The 17798-nt window shown below is 61.6% G+C and carries 15 protein-coding genes; 10 read left to right on the top strand and 5 right to left on the bottom strand.

Annotated features, from left to right (window positions below):
- Positions 1 to 38 precede the first annotated feature (38 nt).
- The 6 genes from ABID12_RS08540 to ABID12_RS08515 are packed head-to-tail and all read left to right on the top strand — an operon-like array spanning position 39 to position 6502.
- The gene (locus tag ABID12_RS08540) at positions 39 to 1553 is read left to right on the top strand and encodes an ABC transporter substrate-binding protein (protein WP_354433857.1); all 1515 of its coding nucleotides are present in this window, start codon (positions 39 to 41) and stop codon (positions 1551 to 1553) included.
- 11 nt (positions 1554 to 1564) lie between these two features.
- Entirely contained in the window at positions 1565 to 2590 is a 1026-nt protein-coding gene (locus ABID12_RS08535) for an ABC transporter ATP-binding protein (RefSeq protein ID WP_354433856.1), read from the top strand.
- Entirely contained in the window at positions 2587 to 3675 is a 1089-nt protein-coding gene (locus ABID12_RS08530) for an ABC transporter ATP-binding protein (RefSeq protein ID WP_354433855.1), read from the top strand. Before ABID12_RS08535 ends, ABID12_RS08530 begins: the two co-directional genes overlap by 4 nt.
- A complete protein-coding gene (locus ABID12_RS08525; RefSeq protein WP_354433854.1) occupies positions 3672 to 4613 on the top strand; it encodes an ABC transporter permease in 942 nt (313 codons plus the stop codon). The genes ABID12_RS08530 and ABID12_RS08525 overlap by 4 nt, the downstream gene beginning before the upstream one ends.
- A 2-nt stretch (positions 4614 to 4615) precedes the next feature.
- Positions 4616 to 5500 carry an ABC transporter permease gene (locus ABID12_RS08520; protein WP_354433853.1) on the top strand — a complete coding sequence of 295 codons (885 nt, stop codon included), beginning with the start codon at positions 4616 to 4618 and terminating at the stop codon, positions 5498 to 5500.
- 24 nt (positions 5501 to 5524) lie between these two features.
- On the top strand, positions 5525 to 6502 hold the full coding sequence (locus tag ABID12_RS08515) for a bile acid:sodium symporter family protein (protein ID WP_354433852.1): 978 nt from the start codon (positions 5525 to 5527) through the stop codon (positions 6500 to 6502).
- A gap of 59 nt (positions 6503 to 6561) precedes the next feature.
- Here ABID12_RS08515 and ABID12_RS08510 read toward each other — a convergent pair whose 3' ends face one another.
- The 5 genes from ABID12_RS08510 to ABID12_RS08490 all read right to left on the bottom strand — a co-directional run bounded on the left by ABID12_RS08510 (position 6562) and on the right by ABID12_RS08490 (position 12760).
- Positions 6562 to 7662, bottom strand: coding sequence for an ABC transporter ATP-binding protein (locus ABID12_RS08510; protein WP_354433851.1), 1101 nt, complete (start codon positions 7660 to 7662; stop codon positions 6562 to 6564).
- A 9-nt stretch (positions 7663 to 7671) separates the two neighbouring features.
- Complete coding sequence (locus ABID12_RS08505; RefSeq protein WP_354433850.1) at positions 7672 to 9615, bottom strand: glycoside hydrolase family 127 protein; 1944 nt, start codon at positions 9613 to 9615, stop codon at positions 7672 to 7674.
- A gap of 23 nt (positions 9616 to 9638) precedes the next feature.
- Positions 9639 to 10490: a carbohydrate ABC transporter permease gene (locus ABID12_RS08500; RefSeq protein ID WP_319519773.1), complete on the bottom strand. Its 852-nt coding sequence runs from the start codon at positions 10488 to 10490 to the stop codon at positions 9639 to 9641.
- Positions 10491 to 10507: 17 nt separating this feature from the next.
- Entirely contained in the window at positions 10508 to 11428 is a 921-nt protein-coding gene (locus ABID12_RS08495) for a carbohydrate ABC transporter permease (protein ID WP_354433849.1), read from the bottom strand.
- Positions 11429 to 11515: 87 nt separating this feature from the next.
- On the bottom strand, positions 11516 to 12760 hold the full coding sequence (locus tag ABID12_RS08490) for an ABC transporter substrate-binding protein (RefSeq protein ID WP_354433848.1): 1245 nt from the start codon (positions 12758 to 12760) through the stop codon (positions 11516 to 11518).
- A gap of 162 nt (positions 12761 to 12922) precedes the next feature.
- On the opposite strand from ABID12_RS08490, the gene ABID12_RS08485 reads away from it, so the two are divergent.
- The 4 genes from ABID12_RS08485 to ABID12_RS08470 all read left to right on the top strand — a co-directional run bounded on the left by ABID12_RS08485 (position 12923) and on the right by ABID12_RS08470 (position 17795).
- The gene (locus tag ABID12_RS08485) at positions 12923 to 13942 is read left to right on the top strand and encodes a LacI family DNA-binding transcriptional regulator (protein WP_354433933.1); all 1020 of its coding nucleotides are present in this window, start codon (positions 12923 to 12925) and stop codon (positions 13940 to 13942) included.
- 307 nt (positions 13943 to 14249) lie between these two features.
- Positions 14250 to 15278, top strand: coding sequence for an ABC transporter substrate-binding protein (locus ABID12_RS08480; RefSeq protein ID WP_319518629.1), 1029 nt, complete (start codon positions 14250 to 14252; stop codon positions 15276 to 15278).
- 76 nt (positions 15279 to 15354) lie between these two features.
- The gene (locus ABID12_RS08475) at positions 15355 to 16851 is read left to right on the top strand and encodes a sugar ABC transporter ATP-binding protein (RefSeq protein WP_354433847.1); all 1497 of its coding nucleotides are present in this window, start codon (positions 15355 to 15357) and stop codon (positions 16849 to 16851) included.
- Positions 16851 to 17795, top strand: coding sequence for an ABC transporter permease (locus ABID12_RS08470; protein ID WP_106310737.1), 945 nt, complete (start codon positions 16851 to 16853; stop codon positions 17793 to 17795). The genes ABID12_RS08475 and ABID12_RS08470 overlap by 1 nt, the downstream gene beginning before the upstream one ends.
- The last annotated feature ends 3 nt before the right edge of the window (positions 17796 to 17798 follow it).

Genomic DNA, 17798 nt, shown 5'->3' with positions numbered 1-17798 from the left:
ACGGCACATTTCGAACGACCAACCAAAAAGAGGGAACAATGAAAACGCCTATTCACCTTGCGCTTCTTGCGGGCCTTGCCCTTGGCGCCATGGCCGCAGGCCCGGCCGCTGCACAATCCGTCCTCAATATCGGCTTGCAGGACGATCCCGATACGCTCGACCCGGCAACCAACTGGAGCTTCGTCGGCCGCCATGTGCTACAGTCGCTGTGCGACAAGATCGTCGATATCGATCAGGACGGCCAGATTGCGCCGAAACTGGCGACGAGCTGGGAGTGGAACGACGATTCCACACAGTTGACCCTGCATCTGCGCGATGACGCCGTCTTCCACGACGGCACGCCGATCAACGCGGATGCGATCAAGTACAATCTCGAGCGCGACCTCAACATGCCGACCTCGCGCCGCAAGTCAGAAATCAGCGCAATCTCCTCGGTCGATGTTCTGGATGACTCCACTGTGCAGATCAACCTGTCGGCACCTTCGGTTCCGCTGCTCGCAGCCCTTTCCGACCGTGCCGGCATGGTCATCAGCCCGAAGGCCGGCGAGGAACTCGGCGAGAACTTCACCAATGCGCCGGTCTGCTCGGGGCCTTACAAATTCGTCGAACACATTGCCCAGGACCGTATCGTGCTGGAAAAATTCGACGATTATTATGACGCCGACAGCTATTCCTTCGACGAGTTGATCTTCCGCGGCATGCCGGATTCCAATGTCCGCCTGCTCAACCTGCGTTCCGGCCAGCTCGACCTGATCGAGCGTCTTTCGGCAACGGATGTTGCCGCCACCGAAGCCGATGCGGATTTCACCGTCCTGCCGGTCGTCGGCCTCGGCTATTACGGCATCACCTTCGACATCGGTGGCGAAGGCGCCAATCTCGATGCCGGCAAGAAGGCGCTGGTGCGTCAGGCCTTCAGCCTTGCCATTGACCGTGATGCGCTGAACCAGGTTGTCTTCGAAGGTCAGGCCGCCACCGGCAACCAGCCCTTCCCGCCGGCAAGCTCCTGGTATGACAAGGACTTCCCGGTTCCCGCCCGCGACGTCGAGGCCGCCAAGGCCAAGATGGCCGAAGCCGGCGTCGACAGTGTCGATCTGGAAGTTCTGGTGCCCACCGATGCCGAGCGCCAGCAGGTGATGCAGCTCGTGCAGGCCATGGTCGGCGAGATCGGCATCAACATCTCGATCAAACCCACCGAACTGATGACGCTGCTCGACATCGCCCGCCAGGGCAAGTTCCAGGCCCATCTCGTCGGCTGGAGCGGTCGTGTCGACCCTGACCTCAACATCACCCCGATGCTCTCCTGCGGTGCTGCCGGCAATGACGCGCATTACTGCAACGAGGAGATGGACAAGCTTCTGACTGAGGCCCGTGCGCTGAAGGACCCGGACGAACGCAAGGCGATCTATAATCAGGTGATTGCGATCCTTCAGGAAGACCTGCCGATCGTCTATCTCTACCACTCCAAGTGGATCTTCGCGATGGACTCCGGCGTCGAGGGCTTCAAGGCCTATCCGGACGGCATCATCCGCCTGGCAGGCGTGACCGCCGAGTGACGCGGACGGACATGACAGCCACAGACAAGAACGCATCGGCCCTTGCGGCCGGTGCTCCCCGCGAAAATGTTCTCGAAGTCGACGGTCTGAGCGTCCTCTTCCACGGCGACGACCGCACGGTGACGGCGGTCGACGGCGTGAGCTTTGATGTGAAGCGTGGCCGCACGCTTGCCGTGGTCGGTGAATCCGGCAGCGGCAAGAGCGTCACCTCGCTTTCGATCCTGCGCCTGCTGCCGAAACACAGCGCCGAAATCTCCGGCCATATCCGCTTCGGCGGCCGCGACCTTTTGCAGGAAACGGAAGGCAAGCTCAGAAACCTGCGCGGCAACCGGCTGGCGATGATCTTCCAAGAGCCGATGACCTCGCTGAACCCGTCCTACACGGTCGGCGACCAGATCATGGAAGTCATCCTGCGCCACAATGACATCGGCCGGCGCGAAGCCAGGGCGCGCGCGATCGAGATGCTGCGGCTGGTGCGCATCCCGTCGCCCGAGGCCCGGTTTGACCAGTATCCCCACAATCTTTCCGGCGGCATGCGCCAGCGGGTGATGATCGCGATCGCACTGGCCTGCGACCCCGAACTGCTGATTGCCGACGAACCGACCACCGCGCTCGACGTCACGGTGCAGGCGCAGGTGCTGGAACTGATGCGCGAACTGCAGCAGAAGACCGGCACGGCCATCATCCTCATCACCCATGATCTCGGCGTGGTCGCCGAAAGCTGCGATGACGTGATCGTCATGTATGCCGGTCAGGTGGTGGAACGCGGCACTGTCGACCAGCTTTTCGCCTTTCCGCAGCATCCCTATACGGTCGGCCTGCTCGGCTCGCTGCCGCGTCTGGATGCCGCGCGCGAGCGGCTTGCCACCATCACCGGCATGGTGCCGGACATGTCGGCGCCGCCATCGGGCTGTCGCTTCGCGGAACGCTGTCCGTTCCGCATAGAAAAATGCGCTGAAACCCAGCCCCTTCATGAAGTGCGCGACGGCCATTTCAGCCGCTGCTGGCGCACCCCGCTCGAGGAGCTTGCCCCTTGACCGCCAAACCGATCCTCGAAGTCAAAGACCTCAGCTGTCATTTCGTCGTCAGGCGCGATCTCCTCGGTCGTCCGAAGGCGAAAGTACAGGCCGTCGATAATGTTTCGCTGACGCTGATGCCGGGCGAAACGCTTGCCGTCGTCGGCGAATCCGGCTGCGGCAAATCCACCCTCGGACGGATGATGATGCGGCTGATCGAACCGACCACCGGCAAGGTTTTTCTGGACGGCGAGGATATCACCGCCCTGAACCATCAGGAATTGCGCGCCCGCCGCCGCCATGTCCAGCTGATCTTCCAGGACCCCTATGCCTCGCTCAATCCGCGCATGACGATTGCCGAAACCATCGCCGAGCCGCTGAAGCTCTACAACATCCTGCCGGCATCGAAACGGCGCGCCCGCGTGCATGAACTGCTGAAGCTGGTCGGGCTTCGGCCGGAACAGGCGAACCGCTATCCGAACGAGTTTTCCGGCGGCCAGCGTCAGCGCGTGGTGATTGCCCGCGCGCTTGCCTCCGAACCGAAGGTCATCGTCTGCGACGAGGCGGTTTCCGCGCTCGATGTCTCGATCCAGTCGCAGATCCTCAATCTTCTGAAGGACCTGCAGGCCCGCCTTGGCCTTGCCTTCATCTTCATCTCGCATGATCTGAGCGTGGTGAAACACATCAGCGACCGCATCGCGGTGATGTATCTCGGCAAGCTGATGGAACTCGGCACATCGGAGCAGATTTTCGCACACCCGCGTCATCCCTATACGCGTGCGCTGCTTTCCTCGATCCCGGTCGCCGCCGCCCGTACCGTCAGGCCGCCCGCAAGCGAAAGGCTCGATGGCGACCTGCCGAGCCCGATTGCGCCACCGTCCGGCTGCCGGCTCCACACCCGCTGCCCGCATGCGCGCGAGGACTGCAAATCCGTGCCGATGGTGCTGGAGGCGGGCGAGGACGGACACGCCAATGCCTGTCCGTTCTGGCGCGACTTGCCGGTGGCCGATCTCGGCCTTTCCGGCCGGGAAAGCCGCGATCCGCGCCTGGAAGCGCTGTTTGCCGCCTTCGAAACCTTTGCGGATGAAGGGAGGGCCACGCCATGACATCGCTTCTCGCCCGCCGCCTGCTGCAACTCATTCCGACACTCGTCATCCTGTCGATGATCATCTTCTCGTTGCAGCATCTTCTGCCCGGCGACCCGGCGCTGATGCTGGCGGGGGAAAACCCCAGCGAGGAGATGATTGCCGCCATCCGCGCGCAATATCATCTCGACCAGCCGATCCCGGTCCAGTACCTGTTCTGGGTGAAGGGCGTGCTTGCCGGCGATCTCGGCATGTCGATGCGCCACAATCTGCCGGTGCTCGATCTCATCCTGCTGAAACTGCCGGTGACCTTGCAGCTTTCGGTCATGGGCATTGCTGTCGCCATGGTGCTCGGCATCAGCGGCGGCATCATTTCGGCGCTCAGGCCCAACACCGCCGTCGATTATTCTGCCAATGTCGTGTCGCTTGCCGGCATCTCCGTGCCGAATTTCTGGCTCGGCATCCTGTTGATCCTGTTCTTTTCGGTCAATCTCGGCTGGCTGCCGGCATCGGGCTATGTCAGCCCGTTCAAGGACTTGCGGATGAATCTGGCGACCACGATCATGCCGGCCTTCGTGCTCGGCACGGCGATTGCCGGCATCATCATGCGCCACACCCGCGCGGCCATGCTGCAGGCGCTTGAGAGCGACTATGTCCGCACCGCCCGCGCCAAGGGGCTGAGCGAATGGAAGGTCGTGTTCAAGCACGCCATGCGCAATGCGCTGACGCCGATCATCACGCTCGGCGCGCTGGAATTCGGCACACTGCTCGGCGGCGCGGTGCTGACCGAGCAGATCTTCACCATTCCCGGTTTCGGCAAGCTGATCGTCGATGCGGTGTTTACCCGCGATTATCCGGTGGTCCAAGGCGTGGTGCTGGTCACGGCCGTGTTCTACATCTTTCTCAACCTGTTGGCGGATATCGGGTACATACTCGTCAATCCGAGACTGCGAGGCTAACCATGTCAGCGATCCCGGAAACGGAAAAAGCCGCGCGCCTGTCACTTCCCGGCGTTTTCCAGAGCCGCATCTGGCGGCGTCTGCGCAAGCGCAAAAGCGCGCTTTTCGGCCTTGGCGTCGTGCTGTTCATGCTGTTCGTCGCCGTCTTCGCGCCGTTGCTCGCGCCTTATGATCCAACTGCACAGAGCTGGACTGCGGTGCGCAAGGCGCCGTCGCTTGCCCACTGGATGGGCACCGACGAGGTCGGCCGCGATATTCTCTCGCGCATCATATGGGGCACACGCGCCTCGCTTCTGGCCGGTCTCACCTCTGTTGCAATCGCGATTGCCATCGGCGTGCCGCTCGGGCTGGCGGCAGGCTTCATCGGTGGTTTCACCGATGGCCTGATCAGCCGCTTCACCGATGCGCTGCTGGCCTGCCCGTCGCTGATCCTCGCCATTGCGCTGGCTTCGTTTCTGGGGCCGAGCCTCACCAATGCGATGATCGCCATCGGGATTACTGCAACGCCGATCTTCATCCGGCTGTCGCGCGGGCAGGTGCTGTCGATCCGAAACGAGGAATATGTCGAGGCGGCAAGCGTCGTCGGCAATCCGCGCTGGCGCATCGCCGTGCGCCACATCCTGCCCAATATCCTGCCGCAGCTCACCGTGCAGGCGACGCTGACGATCGCCTCGGCGATCATCTCGGAGGCGAGCCTGTCCTTTCTCGGCCTTGGTCTGCAGCCGCCGGACCCGTCCTGGGGCTCGATGCTGAATACGGCACAGCGTTTTATTTCCAATGCACCGTGGATGGCCATGTGGCCCGGCATGGCCATCTTCTCCACGGTTCTTGCCTTCAACCTTCTCGGCGACGGCCTGCGCGACGCGCTCGACCCACGCGCCCGCTGAGCCGCACATATCCCAGGGACTGCCATGCGTCGTTTTCTGCCCGACCAGTTTACGCTTCTTCTCGTTGCCACCGTTGCGCTGGCCTCGCTTCTGCCCGTCACCGGCGTTGCGGCCGGCTGGTTTTCGGTCGCCACCAAATGCGCCATCGCGCTGTTGTTTTTCCTGCAGGGCGCGCGGCTGTCGCGTCAGGTGGTGATCGGCGGCCTCCTGCACTGGCGCCTGCATCTCACCATTCTCGCCACGACCTTCGGCGTGTTTCCGCTGCTCGGCTACGGCATCGCCCATCTGCTGCCGTTCGAACTGCCCGGCGGCATGATGGCCGGCATCCTGTTCATCGCCGTGCTGCCATCCACCGTGCAGTCCTCCATCGCATTCACCTCGATGGCCGGCGGCAACGTCCCGGCGGCGATCTGCGCGGCGACGGCTTCCAACATCGTCGGAATGTTCGCCACGCCGCTTCTCATCGGCATCCTGCTTTCGGCAAGCGGCGGTGGCGGCGGGTTTTCATTCGATGTGCTCTACCAGATTCTGCTGCAGCTGCTCCTGCCCTTCATCGTCGGGCAACTGCTGATGCCGTGGATCGGCGACTGGGTGCGCAGCCACAAGAAGATTCTCTCGCCCGTCGACCGCGGATCGATCCTGATGGTCGTCTATCTCGCCTTCTCCACGGCGGTTGCCGAAGGCCTCTGGCACCAGCTTTCGCTTGCCGATCTCGGTGAACTCGTGATCATCAATGCCGCCATGCTGGCGGTGGTGCTGACGCTGACCATGTTCGGCAGCCGCGCGCTCGGCTTTTCCCGCGCCGACGAGATCGCCATCGTGTTTTGCGGTTCGAAGAAGAGCCTTGCCAGCGGCGTGCCGATGGCCGGTGCGATCTTCGCCGGCCAGAGCGTCGGCGCGGTGGTGCTACCGTTGATGCTGTTTCACCAGATGCAGCTGATGATCTGCGCGGTGATCGCCCAGCACTACGCTCGTACCGCGCTCGAAACGGTGGAGGCCTGACCGGCAAGGCTCTCCGGCGGCTTCGGTACTTGCCGTGACGGGCCTGTTGCGTCGTCGTCTCAGTGAGCGGCCAGCGACTGTTCTGTTTCCAGATCGAACAGGTGCATCCGGTTGAGGTTGAAGGACAGCGGCACGGTGGTGCCGGCGTGCAGGTTTTCCTCGGGCTCGACGCTGGCGCAGATTTCCGCGCCGGCGATGCTGAAATAGGCCATGGTGGTGGCGCCGAGCGGCTCGACCAGATCGATTGCCGCATCGAAGGGGACGAAACCGTCGCGCTCCTGCCTGAGCGTGATCGCCTCCGGGCGGATGCCGAAAGTGGCGCCGCGGCCGGCATGGGGGCGGAACTGTGCGGCCTTTTCGGCCGGGATTTCCATACGGGCGCCATCCGTAAAAAGCAGGAAAAGCGCGTCACCTTCGGCCTCAAGTGTGACGGGCAGGAAATTCATCGATGGTGAACCGATGAAGCCGGCGACGAATTTGCTGACCGGCCGTGAATAAAGTTCCTGCGGTGCGCCCATTTGTTCCACGAGACCCTGGTTCATCACCACCACGCGGTCGGCCATGGTCATCGCCTCTACCTGATCATGGGTGACGTAGACCGTGGTGGTCGGCAGCAGCTGGTGCAGCCGCTTGATTTCCGTGCGCATGCTGACGCGAAGCTTGGCGTCGAGATTGGACAGCGGCTCATCGAACAGGAAGACTTTCGGATCGCGCACGATGGCGCGGCCCATGGCGACGCGCTGGCGCTGGCCGCCGGAAAGTTCGCCGGGGCGGCGTTCCAGCAGTTCCGAAATCCTCAGCGTGTTGGTGGCTTCTGTGATGCGCTTTTCGATTTCGGCCTTCGGCAGGCGCTGCTGTTCGAGGCAGAAGGCGATGTTTTCGCGCACGCTCATATGCGGATAGAGCGCGTAGTTCTGGAACACCATGGCGATATCGCGCTTGCCCGGCGCCAGACGATTGACGACATCGTCACCAATGATGATTTCGCCGCCGGAAATATGCTCCAGCCCGGCGATCATCCTCAGCGTCGTCGATTTTCCGCATCCCGATGGGCCGACGAAAACGACGAATTCATTGTCCTCGATATCGAGATTGATGCCCCTGACGGCCTCGTAGATGCCGTAGGATTTGACCACATTCTTCAGTGTCAGTCGTGCCATGTCCGTCTCCTACTTTTCCGTCAGCCAGACCTGCATTGCGCCGGCTTCGCGATTGGCCCAGAGGTGATAGGGAATGGCCCGGAACGGCCGGGGTTTCAGCGCAGGCGGCGAAGTGCGGTAAAGCCCGCCGTCAAAACCGTCCGTGGCCGCTTCAAGACCTTCGCCTTCCAGCACCACGGCCCCGCCGAGAAGATCGGCGTCGTAGCGCGCTTTAAGGTTGGCATCGGGCGCAATGCGCAGGCGCTGCGGTTCGATGCCGATATCGGTTTCCTCGACGCAATAGACGACCGGGCCGCGGCGGAAGGCGACGCGTCCGGCATCCTCGCCAACGGCCGGGTGGGCATAGAGCCGTTCCACCGGCATGTCGAAGCTAAGGCGCAGTTCGTCGCCATCTTCGAAGGTGCCGCTCACCGTGACGTAGCCTTTCACGGCAACAAGCGGTATGTCGCGTTCGTTGAGCGTCGCCCGCACGCGTCGGCACCAGCCGGGGATGCGCAGTTTCAGGGTGAGGTCCGTCGGCTGGAACAGGCCGAGCGTCATGCGAATGTCGCCGTCCCAGGGATAGGCGGTCTCCTGCCTGAGCCGCACGAATGTTCCGTCGAGATCGAATTCGGCGGCATTGGCGCCATAAAGGTGCACCGCGATTTCATTGCCCTTGGTGGTGTAGAAATATTGTCCGAGCGAGGTGATGAAGCGGGCGATATTGGTCGGGCAGCAGGGGCAGTAATGCCATTTCCAGCGCCGGTTCTGGCCGTGGCTTTCCAGTACATTTTCGTAGAAATAATGCTCGCCATCGCGGGCGATGCCGGAAAGCGCGCCGTTGAACAGCACGGTTTCAAGCTGATCGGTATATCTGCCGTCGAGATCGGTCTCGGCCATGCGCGAACACCAGAAGCCGAGCGCGACCGCCGCACAGGTTTCGGCATAGGCGGTTTCGTTGGGCAGGTCGAAGGCGCGGGTGAAGCCTTCGTTTGCCGCTGACGGGCCGAGGCCGCCGGTGACGTAAAACTGGCGGCCGGTGAGATTGGCAAACAGCCGGTCGGCGGCATCCTTCAGGCTCGGATCGTCGTTCTCAAAGGCGAGATCGGTCATTGCCGAGAGCAGATACATGGCGCGCACGGCATGGCCGACGACCTCGTTCTGCTCGCGCACCGGCTTGTGGGCTTGACTATAGGCATAGGTCTCGTAGACATAATCGGCCGGGTCCTCGCCGCGCCGGCGAGCCTCATCGTCGAAATAGGAGGGCATCTGTCCGCGCTCGTCGACGAAATAGGTGGCAAGCTTCAAATGGCGCGGATCGCCGGTCACACGGTAGAGCTTGACCAGCGCCAGCTCGACTTCCTCATGCGCATCATAGCCCCTGAGCTTGCCGGGTTCGGGGCCAAATGTATCGATGATATGGTCCACGGCGCGGATCATCACGTCGAGAAAGCGGCGCTTGCCGGTCGCTTCAAAATAGGCAACGGCGCCTTCGATGAGATGGCCCATCGAATACATCTCGTGCAGGTCGCGCAGATTGGTCCAGCGGTTTTCCGGCTCGCGGCGGATGAACCAGCTGTTGAGATAGCCGTCTTCCATCTGCCCGTGTGCGAGCTTTTCGACGATGGCGTCGATCTTCGCCTCGATATCCGGGTTCGGGTGGTTCTTCAAAGTGTAGCTTGCCGCCTCGATCCACTTTCCGAAATCGGAATCGAAGAAATGCTGCATCGACAATCCGCTTGGCTGGATCGGCCGGGCGAGCGGGCCGGGCGGGTTGTCGAAATCAAGAACCTCGAGAAAGCCTTCTTCCTCCAGCCGCTTGTGCTGGGTGGGAATGGTGACGTCGCGCACGGTCTCCTGCCAGCTTTTCCAGAACCCGGCATTGAAGGCGACGCAGGTGTGGTCGACGGGAACGTAGCGTTCGTGGCGGTGAAGGCGTTCACCGGTCGTCTTTTTCGACGCGGACGATGACATGGAAACTCCTTGGGAAGACTGTGTCATTTGACGGCCCCGGCGGTCAGCCCGCGCACATAGTAGCGCTGCAGCGCGAGGAACATCAGGATGCAGGGGATCATGGTGAGCGAGATGCCGGCCTGGAGCGCACCCCAGTCGATGATGCCGTAAATGCCGGAGGAGACGTTCACCAGCATGATCGGCAGGGTGAACTTGTTCTGGTCCGACAGGAAGATCAGCGCCGCCAGGAATTCGTTCCAGGAATTGAGGAAGGCGAACATGACGACGGTGGCCACACCGGGCAGCGCCAGCGGCATCAAAATGCGCCGCACCAGCGTCCATTGCGACGCGCCGTCGATGCGCGCGGCCTCCACCAGAGCCTTCGGGATCGCATCGAAAGCGTTGCGCATCATGAAGATCGAGAACGGCAGCTGAAACGTGGTGTAGATCAGCACCAGACCAAGCAGGCTGTTCTGTAGATGCAGGAATTTCAGGATCAGGAACAGCGGCGTCAGGATCGACTGGAACGGGATCATCATCGTCGCCATGACGAGGACGAAGATCGCGGTCTGGCCGGGAAAGCGGAATTTGGAGAAGCCGTATCCGGCGGGCACCGCCACGGCGACGGTGAAGGCGATGGTGCCGAGCGCGATCAGCACGGAATTGGTGGCGTAGACATACCAGCCGGCGCCGACATGTTCGAGGCGGCGGTAGTTTTCCAGCGAGAACGCCTTTGAAAACAGCGCCACCGGATGGGCCAGCGCCTCAGCTGCCGGTTTGAAGGAATTGGCGAAGGACCAGATGATCGGCATCAGGAAGAAGACGGCCAGAACGATCATCACCAGCAGCAGGAGAAGACGACCGGCAACGGCGTCGAACCCTTCATCGGGTTCCATGAACAGGTTTTTGACGTTCATCGTCCGTCCTCCGGCCGCTGGCGCATGAATGAAAGCTGGATCGAGCTGATGGCGACGAGAACGACCAGCAGGGCAAAGGACAGCGCGGAGCCATAGCCCAGCCGATAGGACGAGAACGACGCGAGATAGATGGTGAACACGGCCGAGATCGTGCTGTTGTTCGGCCCGCCCTGGGTGATGATGAAGAACTGGTCGAAGGCGAGCATCGACGAGGTGACGTTGAGGATCAGCGCCAGCAGCACCGAATTGCGCATCAGCGGCAGGATGATCCGGCGAAACCGGCTGAAGGGGCTGGCGCCATCGATCCGCGCGGCCTCGATCACATCATTGGGAATGCTCTGCAGGCCGGTGAGCAGGATCACCATGGTGAAACCGGCGGTTTTCCAGACCACCATCAGGATGATGACCGCGAGCGCCGGCCAGAAGCTTTCGAGCGGTCGCGGTGCGTGATCGAAAAGGCCAAGCCCGGTCAGAAGCCGTGCGAACACGCCGCTGTCGGGATTGAGCAGCCAGAGCCACAGCGTCGAGGCCGCGCCGAAGCCGATGACGACCGGCATGAAGAACACGGTGCGGAAGAAACCGACGCTGCGCAGCGGCCGGTCGACCAGCAGCGCCAGCGGCAGGGCGACGGCCATGATCGCGGTGGTGACCAGCACCGTATAGAGCAGGGTGAAGCCGAAAGACTGCCAGAGCTGGGTATCGCCGAGAAGCTCGGCATAATTGTCGAGGCCGATGAACTTGCGACGGCCGAGCAGGGGCCAGCGGAAGAAGCTCATCCACACCGTCATCACCAGCGGGATGATAAACAGGCCGATGATGAACACCATGCTCGGCGCAATGAAGGCGAGCCCCAGCCAGCCATGCGGCTCGCCATCACCGGACTGCGGATGCTTTTTTGACGCGCGCTTGAACAACAAGACGTGAAGTCCCTGAGTTTGATGATTTCAGTGGGGTTCGCAGCATTTTCGGGCCACGGGCGGGGCTTGCCCGCCCGTGGTTGCGCGTTACGGATTGGTCCGGTCGAGGATCTTGGTGAAATCGTCCTGCGCGGTTTCGATTGCACCATCCACGTCATCGCCGAACACCGCGCTCTGGATCAGGTTCAGGAACGGGCCGGTGCGGCTGACGAAAAGCTCGTCCGAGGCATAGGTGTAGGGCGTGCGCGCCTTTGCCAGGATATCATAGGCGATGAGGTTGCGTGGATCGAAATTGGCATAGGCCTCTTCCGCCAGATCGGTGCGCGACGGCATGCCGGATTCCTGCGTGATGAAGACCTGCTGTTCGGGCTCCATATAGTATTTGACGAAATCCTCGATCACGGCCTTCTTCTCAGGGGCAATGCCCTTGATCATCGCAAGCGTATCACCGCCGGCAAAGCTCGACTGGCCGCCCGTGGGCCCGGGGATCGGCGCAACCGCGAAATTGACGTCCGGGTATGTGCTGGTCAGCAGGTTGACGATATAGGAACCAGTCATCAGCACGCCGACCTTGCCCGAGGCGAAGGCTTCCACGGCGTTGTTGCCATTGCCGGAGCGCGAGGTCGGGTGAATGGCGCCCGCCTGCCACATCGTGCGGTAGTCTTCGAGCGTTTCGCGCATCGCCGGTGTGTCGATGGTGGCTTCGCGGCCGTCATCGGTCAGGATATCGGCGTCGGCCGCCCAGATATGCGGCAGGAAATCATAGATCAGCCAACTGCCGGAATTGGCGACGAAGTAGAAGCCGTAGGTATCGTCACCGAGCGCGCTGATCTTTTCGGCGTCGGCAACGATCTCTTCGAGCGATGCCGGCGCCTTGTCGGGGTCGAGCCCGGCTTCCTCGAACAGGTCCGTGTTGTAGGCGATGATCGAGGCGTCGGGCAGGGCGGGCACGCCGTAGATCTTGCCGTCATAGGTGGCGAGACGGATATGGGACGGGCTCAGCGCATCGGCGTAGGGCAGGGTGTCGACAAAGCCGGTGATGTCTTCCAGCGTGTCGTTGGCGGCAAATGTCGGAAGGTAGATCAGGTCGAGGACCGCGCCTTCGGGCGGCGCGCCGCCGGCAATCGCCGCGCCGAGCTTCGGCACCATCTGCTCGGCGATGACCGCGGTGACGTTGACGGTGTCGTCATGGGCGGCGTTGTATTTTTCGGCCAGCGCCTGAAGCACGGCTGCCGACGAGGTGCGCACCCACAGGTTCACGTCTTCGGCCTGAGCCATCGAGGCGGATGCTGCCAGCGTCAATGCAGCAAGCATGAGTTTGTTCTTCAGCATGTCATTCCCCTTCTTTGTTCCGTCATTTGACTTGACGTTTGATAACGGTATGGCAGAAGAAAAATGTTGTCGACAATTTGTGTTCAATAAGATGCAAAAAGGTTTTTGCATCATTGTTTTCATTTGATAAAAGGTTTTATCAAAGGGCAGGGAATAGCATTGATCAAGCCGATACAGCACCGCAGATGCACACTCAGGGACGTCGCCAAGGCCGCCGAGGTGAGCCTTTCAACGGCCTCCAACGCGCTGAACGGCGTCGGCCGGGTCAACGTCGAGACCCGCGAGCGCGTGCTCCGGATCGCGCGGGAAATCGGCTTCCGGCCGAACGCGCTCGCCCGCAGCCTGTTGAGCCGCAGAAGCCTCACCATCGGCATCATCACAGACGATACCTATGGCCGGCTGACGCTTCCGATCAGCTCCGGCGTTTCGGAGGTGCTGGTCGACCACGGCGTTTCGGCGTTTCTCTGCGCCACAAGCGGCGACAGGCGCCTCGCCGAACTTCATCTGCAGGCGCTGCTCGACAAGCAGGTCGACGGCATCATCTTCACCGCGACGCGTCTCGATGTCGAACCGCCCATCGACCTCACCGCGCTGAACGTTCCCGTTATCTATGCCTTTGCGGCGGGACCGTTCCTGAGCACCAGCTTCGTCCCCGACGACGCGCATGGTGCGATGCTTGCGATTGCGCATCTTCAGGAGGCCGGTTGTCGTGACATTCTGCACATCACCGGGCCTGAAAGCTGGCTTGCCGCCAGAAACCGAGCGGAGGTTTACCGCAATCGGTGCGGTTCATCGTCGCCGGTCATGTTCGGCGCATGGTCGGAGGAATGGGGGCATGAGGCGATCGGTCGCGTGCTGTCCGCGCGTAAAAAGCTTCCCGACGGCATTTTCTGCGGCAGCGACGAAATCGCCCGCGGCGTTCTCGACGGCTTGCGCGACCACGGCATTTCCGTGCCTGATGATGTGTCGGTCATCGGTTTCGACAACTGGGAGGTCGTCTCTCGCCAGACCCGCCCGCCACTGACCACCATCGACATGGAACTGAAGGAAATCGGCCACCGCGCAGGGCTTGCCATGCTGCAACTCACCCGCGGCGAGCCCGTCGAAAAAGGCGTCATTCGCCTGCCGTGCTCGCTTGTCCGGCGCGAAAGTGTCGCACAGGACGCGACCCGCAATCGCTGATACCGGATGGCTGTGCGACAGACTGACGTTCCAAAAAACGTGGGCGAAACCATGCCGTCGACGTCATGGCAGCGGACATGACCGGGGTGTCGAAGGAGCGATGCTGTTGGGCACAGGGCGCTGCCGATGCTCGTCTGAAACCATACGGCGAACCGGCGGAACACACCCCTTCGAAAAAGTTGAATAAAAGACGGTATTGACAAAAGCAACCGGTTACATTTATGACTTTGTGTCGTGAGGTTTTGCCGCGTTGCATTTTTATCCGCAAATGTAACCGGTTACATTTTACCATGCGGGAGGATATACCATGAAAAAAAGTTTGCTTCTGGCCGCTACCGTGCTGGCTGCCGTCGGGTTTTCATCCATGAGCGCAGCTGCGCAGGACGCGTTCCGGATCGGTCTGTCCAACGGATGGGTCGGCTCCGAATGGCGCACCCAGATGATCGATGAAGCACAGGCTGCAGCACAGGCCTGGACCGATGCCGGCGTGCCGGTTGAAGTCGTCGTGCAGAGCGGCAATGTGGACGCACAGGGCCAGATCGGCCAGGTCCGCAACTTCATCAACCAGGGCGTCGACGCGATCATCATCGATCCGAACAGCCCGACCGCTTTCAACCCGATCTTCTCCCAGGCTGCCGCCCGCGGTATTCTGGTTATCGCCACCGATGCCGAAGTGTCCTCCAAGGATGCGATCTATGTCGGTATCGACCAGAAGGAATGGGCCGTTCAGTCCGCCCAGTGGCTGGCCGATACGCTTGACGGTGAAGGCGATATCGTCGCGATCAACGGCGTTGCCGGCAATCCGGCCAACGAAATGCGCGTCGAGGGCTATCGTGAAGTCTTCGAACAGTATCCCGGCATCAACATTCTGAACGAAGCCAATGCCAACTGGGACCAGGCACAGGGCCAGCAGGCCATGCAGAATCTGCTTGCAACCTATCCCGATATCGACGGCGTCTGGGTTCAGGACGGTATGGCCGCCGGCGCATGGCGCGCGATCATGGCTGACGGCAAGGAACATGACATTGCCGCCACCGGCGAAATCCGCAATGACTTCATGAAGACCTGGAAAGAAAACGAGCTGAACTCCGGCGCATCGGTCAACCCGCCCGGCGTCATGGCCTCCGCGCTCAATGTTGCGGTTCTCAAGCTCCAGGGCCAGGAATTCAAGGACGATATCTTCGGTGGTGTCTATGGCAATGCCATCTACATCCCGATCCCGTTCATCGACAATGACAACCTCGATGAGCGCATTGCCGAAGGCGAAGGCAAGCCCGGCTACTGGTCGGTGACCGATATCGTCACGCCTGAAGAAGCGGAAGCGTTCTTCAAGTAAGAACTGTTTCAGGATGCGTCCGCCGTCGCTGGACGGCGGACGTTGCCCCCAAAGAAAAAATCATGCGAGGTTCGCTATGAAACCTGCAATAGCGGTGCGCGATCTCACCAAGAGATTCGGGCAGGTCCAGGCTTTGCGCAATGGTCAGCTGACCGTCGGGCAGGGTGAGATTCATGCTCTCCTTGGCGCCAATGGCTGCGGCAAGAGTACGCTGTCGAAGATCGTTGCCGGTGCTTATGCGCCGACATCGGGATCCGTCAGCCTGGATGGCGAGCCCATCTCGTTTTCCGGTCCGCATGAGGCCGAAGAGGCCGGTATCGCGCTGTTTTATCAGGAACTCAGCCTGATCCCGAAAATGTCGGTGGAATCCAACATCTTTCTCGGGCGCGAACCCCGCACGAAAACAGGCTTTGTCGACCGCAACAAGATGCGCGCCGACACGCTTGAACTCCTGAAAATGTTTCATGCTGCTGTCGGCGACGATATCAAGCCGGATGCCCGCGTGGCAGACCTGACGGCCGGACAGCGGCAGATCGTTGAAATCCTCAAAGTCTATGCCAAATCTCCCAGGATCGTCATTATGGACGAGGCGACCGCGGCGCTGGACGGGCGGCAGGTCGAGGTTTTCTTCGAAATCCTGCGCGCCAAGCGCGATGAAGGCGTTTCAACGATCTTTATTTCCCACCGCCTCGACGAGGTCTTCGAGATCTGTGACCGCGTCACGGTGATGCGCAACGGCGAAACGGTCGCCGAAACCGCCGTCGCCGATACGACGCAGGACGAAGTGGTGCGGATGATGGTCGGCGACGTGCGCCGGGCCGAACGGCGGACCGAGCAGAAAGCGGTCAGTGCCGAGCCGGTCTTCAAGGTCGAGAACCTTTCCGGCGGACGCCTGAAGAATGTCTCGCTTTCGGTGGCGCCGGGTGAAATCGTCGGGCTTGGCGGCCTGCAGGGGCAGGGGCAATCGACACTGCTGCGCACCCTGTTCGGGGCCGCACCCGCCACGGCCGGCACCACCCATCTGGAAGGCAAGCCGGTTCGCGTGCGCAAGCCTTCCGACGCCGTGAAACACAGGATTGCCTATGTCTCCGGTGATCGCGGCGCCGATGCGGCGCTGCCGGGGCGCTCGATCTTTGAAAATCTGGCCGCTGCGGTGTTGATCAGCGAGCGTCGCCAGCTGGTGCGGGCCGGAACGCTGAAGCCGCGTCTGGCCGAAGTCGCCTCCGCCTTCAAGACCAAATATGCCAGGCTGACCGATGCAATCGGCACGCTGTCCGGCGGCAACCAGCAGAAAATCTTCATCGCGCGCTGGCTGGCGACCAATCCCCGCGTCATCCTTCTGGATGATCCGACCAAGGGTATCGACCTCGGCGCCAAGGCCGACCTGTTCATGCTGATCAGGAAACTGGCCGAAGACGGTGTAGCGGTGCTGCTTTATTCATCCGAGGAATCCGAACTTCTCGACAATTGCGATCGCATTGCCGTGTTCAACGACGGTCAGGTGGTGACGGAACTTGCCGGACCGACGATGGACTCCTTCCATCTGACACGCGCAGCGTATGGAGACGCCTGATGAAACGGGTATTCACCTCCGAAAGACCGGCATGGCTGGTCGCTTTTGCGGCCCTTGTCGTTCTGGTTCTGATCAACTGGTCCCTGCAGCCGAGCTTCTTTCAGGGCATGGTGCTGCACTCCAACCTGACAACCTTCCTGCCGCTGGTTCTCGTGGCTATCGGCCAGACCTATGTCATCATCGGCGGCGATATCGACCTGTCGGTGGGCTCGATTGCAGCGCTGGTGAATGTGGTGACGGTTACGGTCATCACCACGCTGGGCGGCGGCATTGGCGGCCTTTTTGCCGGGCTGGCGGTCGGCATTGCGGTCGGCATCCTGTGCGGCGTCGTCAACGGGCTGCTGATCAGCTATCTCAGGCTTCAGGCTATGGTGGCGACGTTTGCGACCGGCATTCTGTTCGCAGCGCTTGCGCTCCGGGTTCTGCCGCAGGCCGGGCTTTCGGTCCCCGAAGCCTACTGGGCAACCTATGGCGGCTTCATTCTGGGCATCCCGACTGTGCTGTGGATCCTCATTCTGGCCACCGCATTCGTGCTGTTCCTGCGGGCGCGGCCGTTTGAAAGCTGGCTGAAAGCGGCCGGCGGCAACCGCGCCGGGGCCTTTCAGAGCGGCCTCAAGCTTGAGCGCATCCGGCTTCTGTCCTTTGCGTTGAGCGGTCTGTTTTCGGCCTTTGCCGCACTGTGCCTGACCGGCGAGACCGCCAGCGGCGACCCGCTTCTGGGCCAGAGCCTTGCCATGGGCTCGATCTCCGCCGTTGTTCTGGGCGGCACCATGCTGGCCGGCGGCGTCGGCGGCGCGATCGGTTCGATTTTCGGCGCATTGCTGCTTGGCATGATCGGCAACGTGATCTTCTTCGCCGGTCTGCCTTTCGAATATCAGACCCTCGTTCAGGGGCTGATCGTTCTTGCCGCGCTTGCGGGCGGCGTTCTCGTGGCACGCAAATAGGGA

The sequence above is a fragment of the Martelella mangrovi genome, from assembly GCF_040545495.1.
Classification (GTDB): Bacteria; Pseudomonadota; Alphaproteobacteria; order Rhizobiales; family Rhizobiaceae; genus Martelella; species Martelella mangrovi.
This window is presented reverse-complemented; position numbering and strand designations above follow the sequence as displayed.

What these genes read in the sequence shown, in the direction of transcription:
- ABID12_RS08490 (WP_354433848.1), bottom strand. Translation starts at nt 12,760, where the DNA reads ATGCTGAAGAACAAACTCATGCTTGCTGCATTGACGCTGGCAGCATCC.
- ABID12_RS08535 (WP_354433856.1), top strand. Translation starts at nt 1,565, where the DNA reads ATGACAGCCACAGACAAGAACGCATCGGCCCTTGCGGCCGGTGCTCCC.
- ABID12_RS08470 (WP_106310737.1), top strand. Translation starts at nt 16,851, where the DNA reads ATGAAACGGGTATTCACCTCCGAAAGACCGGCATGGCTGGTCGCTTTT.
- ABID12_RS08480 (WP_319518629.1), top strand. Translation starts at nt 14,250, where the DNA reads ATGAAAAAAAGTTTGCTTCTGGCCGCTACCGTGCTGGCTGCCGTCGGG.
- ABID12_RS08510 (WP_354433851.1), bottom strand. Translation starts at nt 7,662, where the DNA reads ATGGCACGACTGACACTGAAGAATGTGGTCAAATCCTACGGCATCTAC.
- ABID12_RS08500 (WP_319519773.1), bottom strand. Translation starts at nt 10,490, where the DNA reads ATGGAACCCGATGAAGGGTTCGACGCCGTTGCCGGTCGTCTTCTCCTG.
- ABID12_RS08520 (WP_354433853.1), top strand. Translation starts at nt 4,616, where the DNA reads ATGTCAGCGATCCCGGAAACGGAAAAAGCCGCGCGCCTGTCACTTCCC.
- ABID12_RS08475 (WP_354433847.1), top strand. Translation starts at nt 15,355, where the DNA reads ATGAAACCTGCAATAGCGGTGCGCGATCTCACCAAGAGATTCGGGCAG.
- ABID12_RS08505 (WP_354433850.1), bottom strand. Translation starts at nt 9,615, where the DNA reads ATGTCATCGTCCGCGTCGAAAAAGACGACCGGTGAACGCCTTCACCGC.
- ABID12_RS08525 (WP_354433854.1), top strand. Translation starts at nt 3,672, where the DNA reads ATGACATCGCTTCTCGCCCGCCGCCTGCTGCAACTCATTCCGACACTC.
- ABID12_RS08540 (WP_354433857.1), top strand. Translation starts at nt 39, where the DNA reads ATGAAAACGCCTATTCACCTTGCGCTTCTTGCGGGCCTTGCCCTTGGC.
- ABID12_RS08515 (WP_354433852.1), top strand. Translation starts at nt 5,525, where the DNA reads ATGCGTCGTTTTCTGCCCGACCAGTTTACGCTTCTTCTCGTTGCCACC.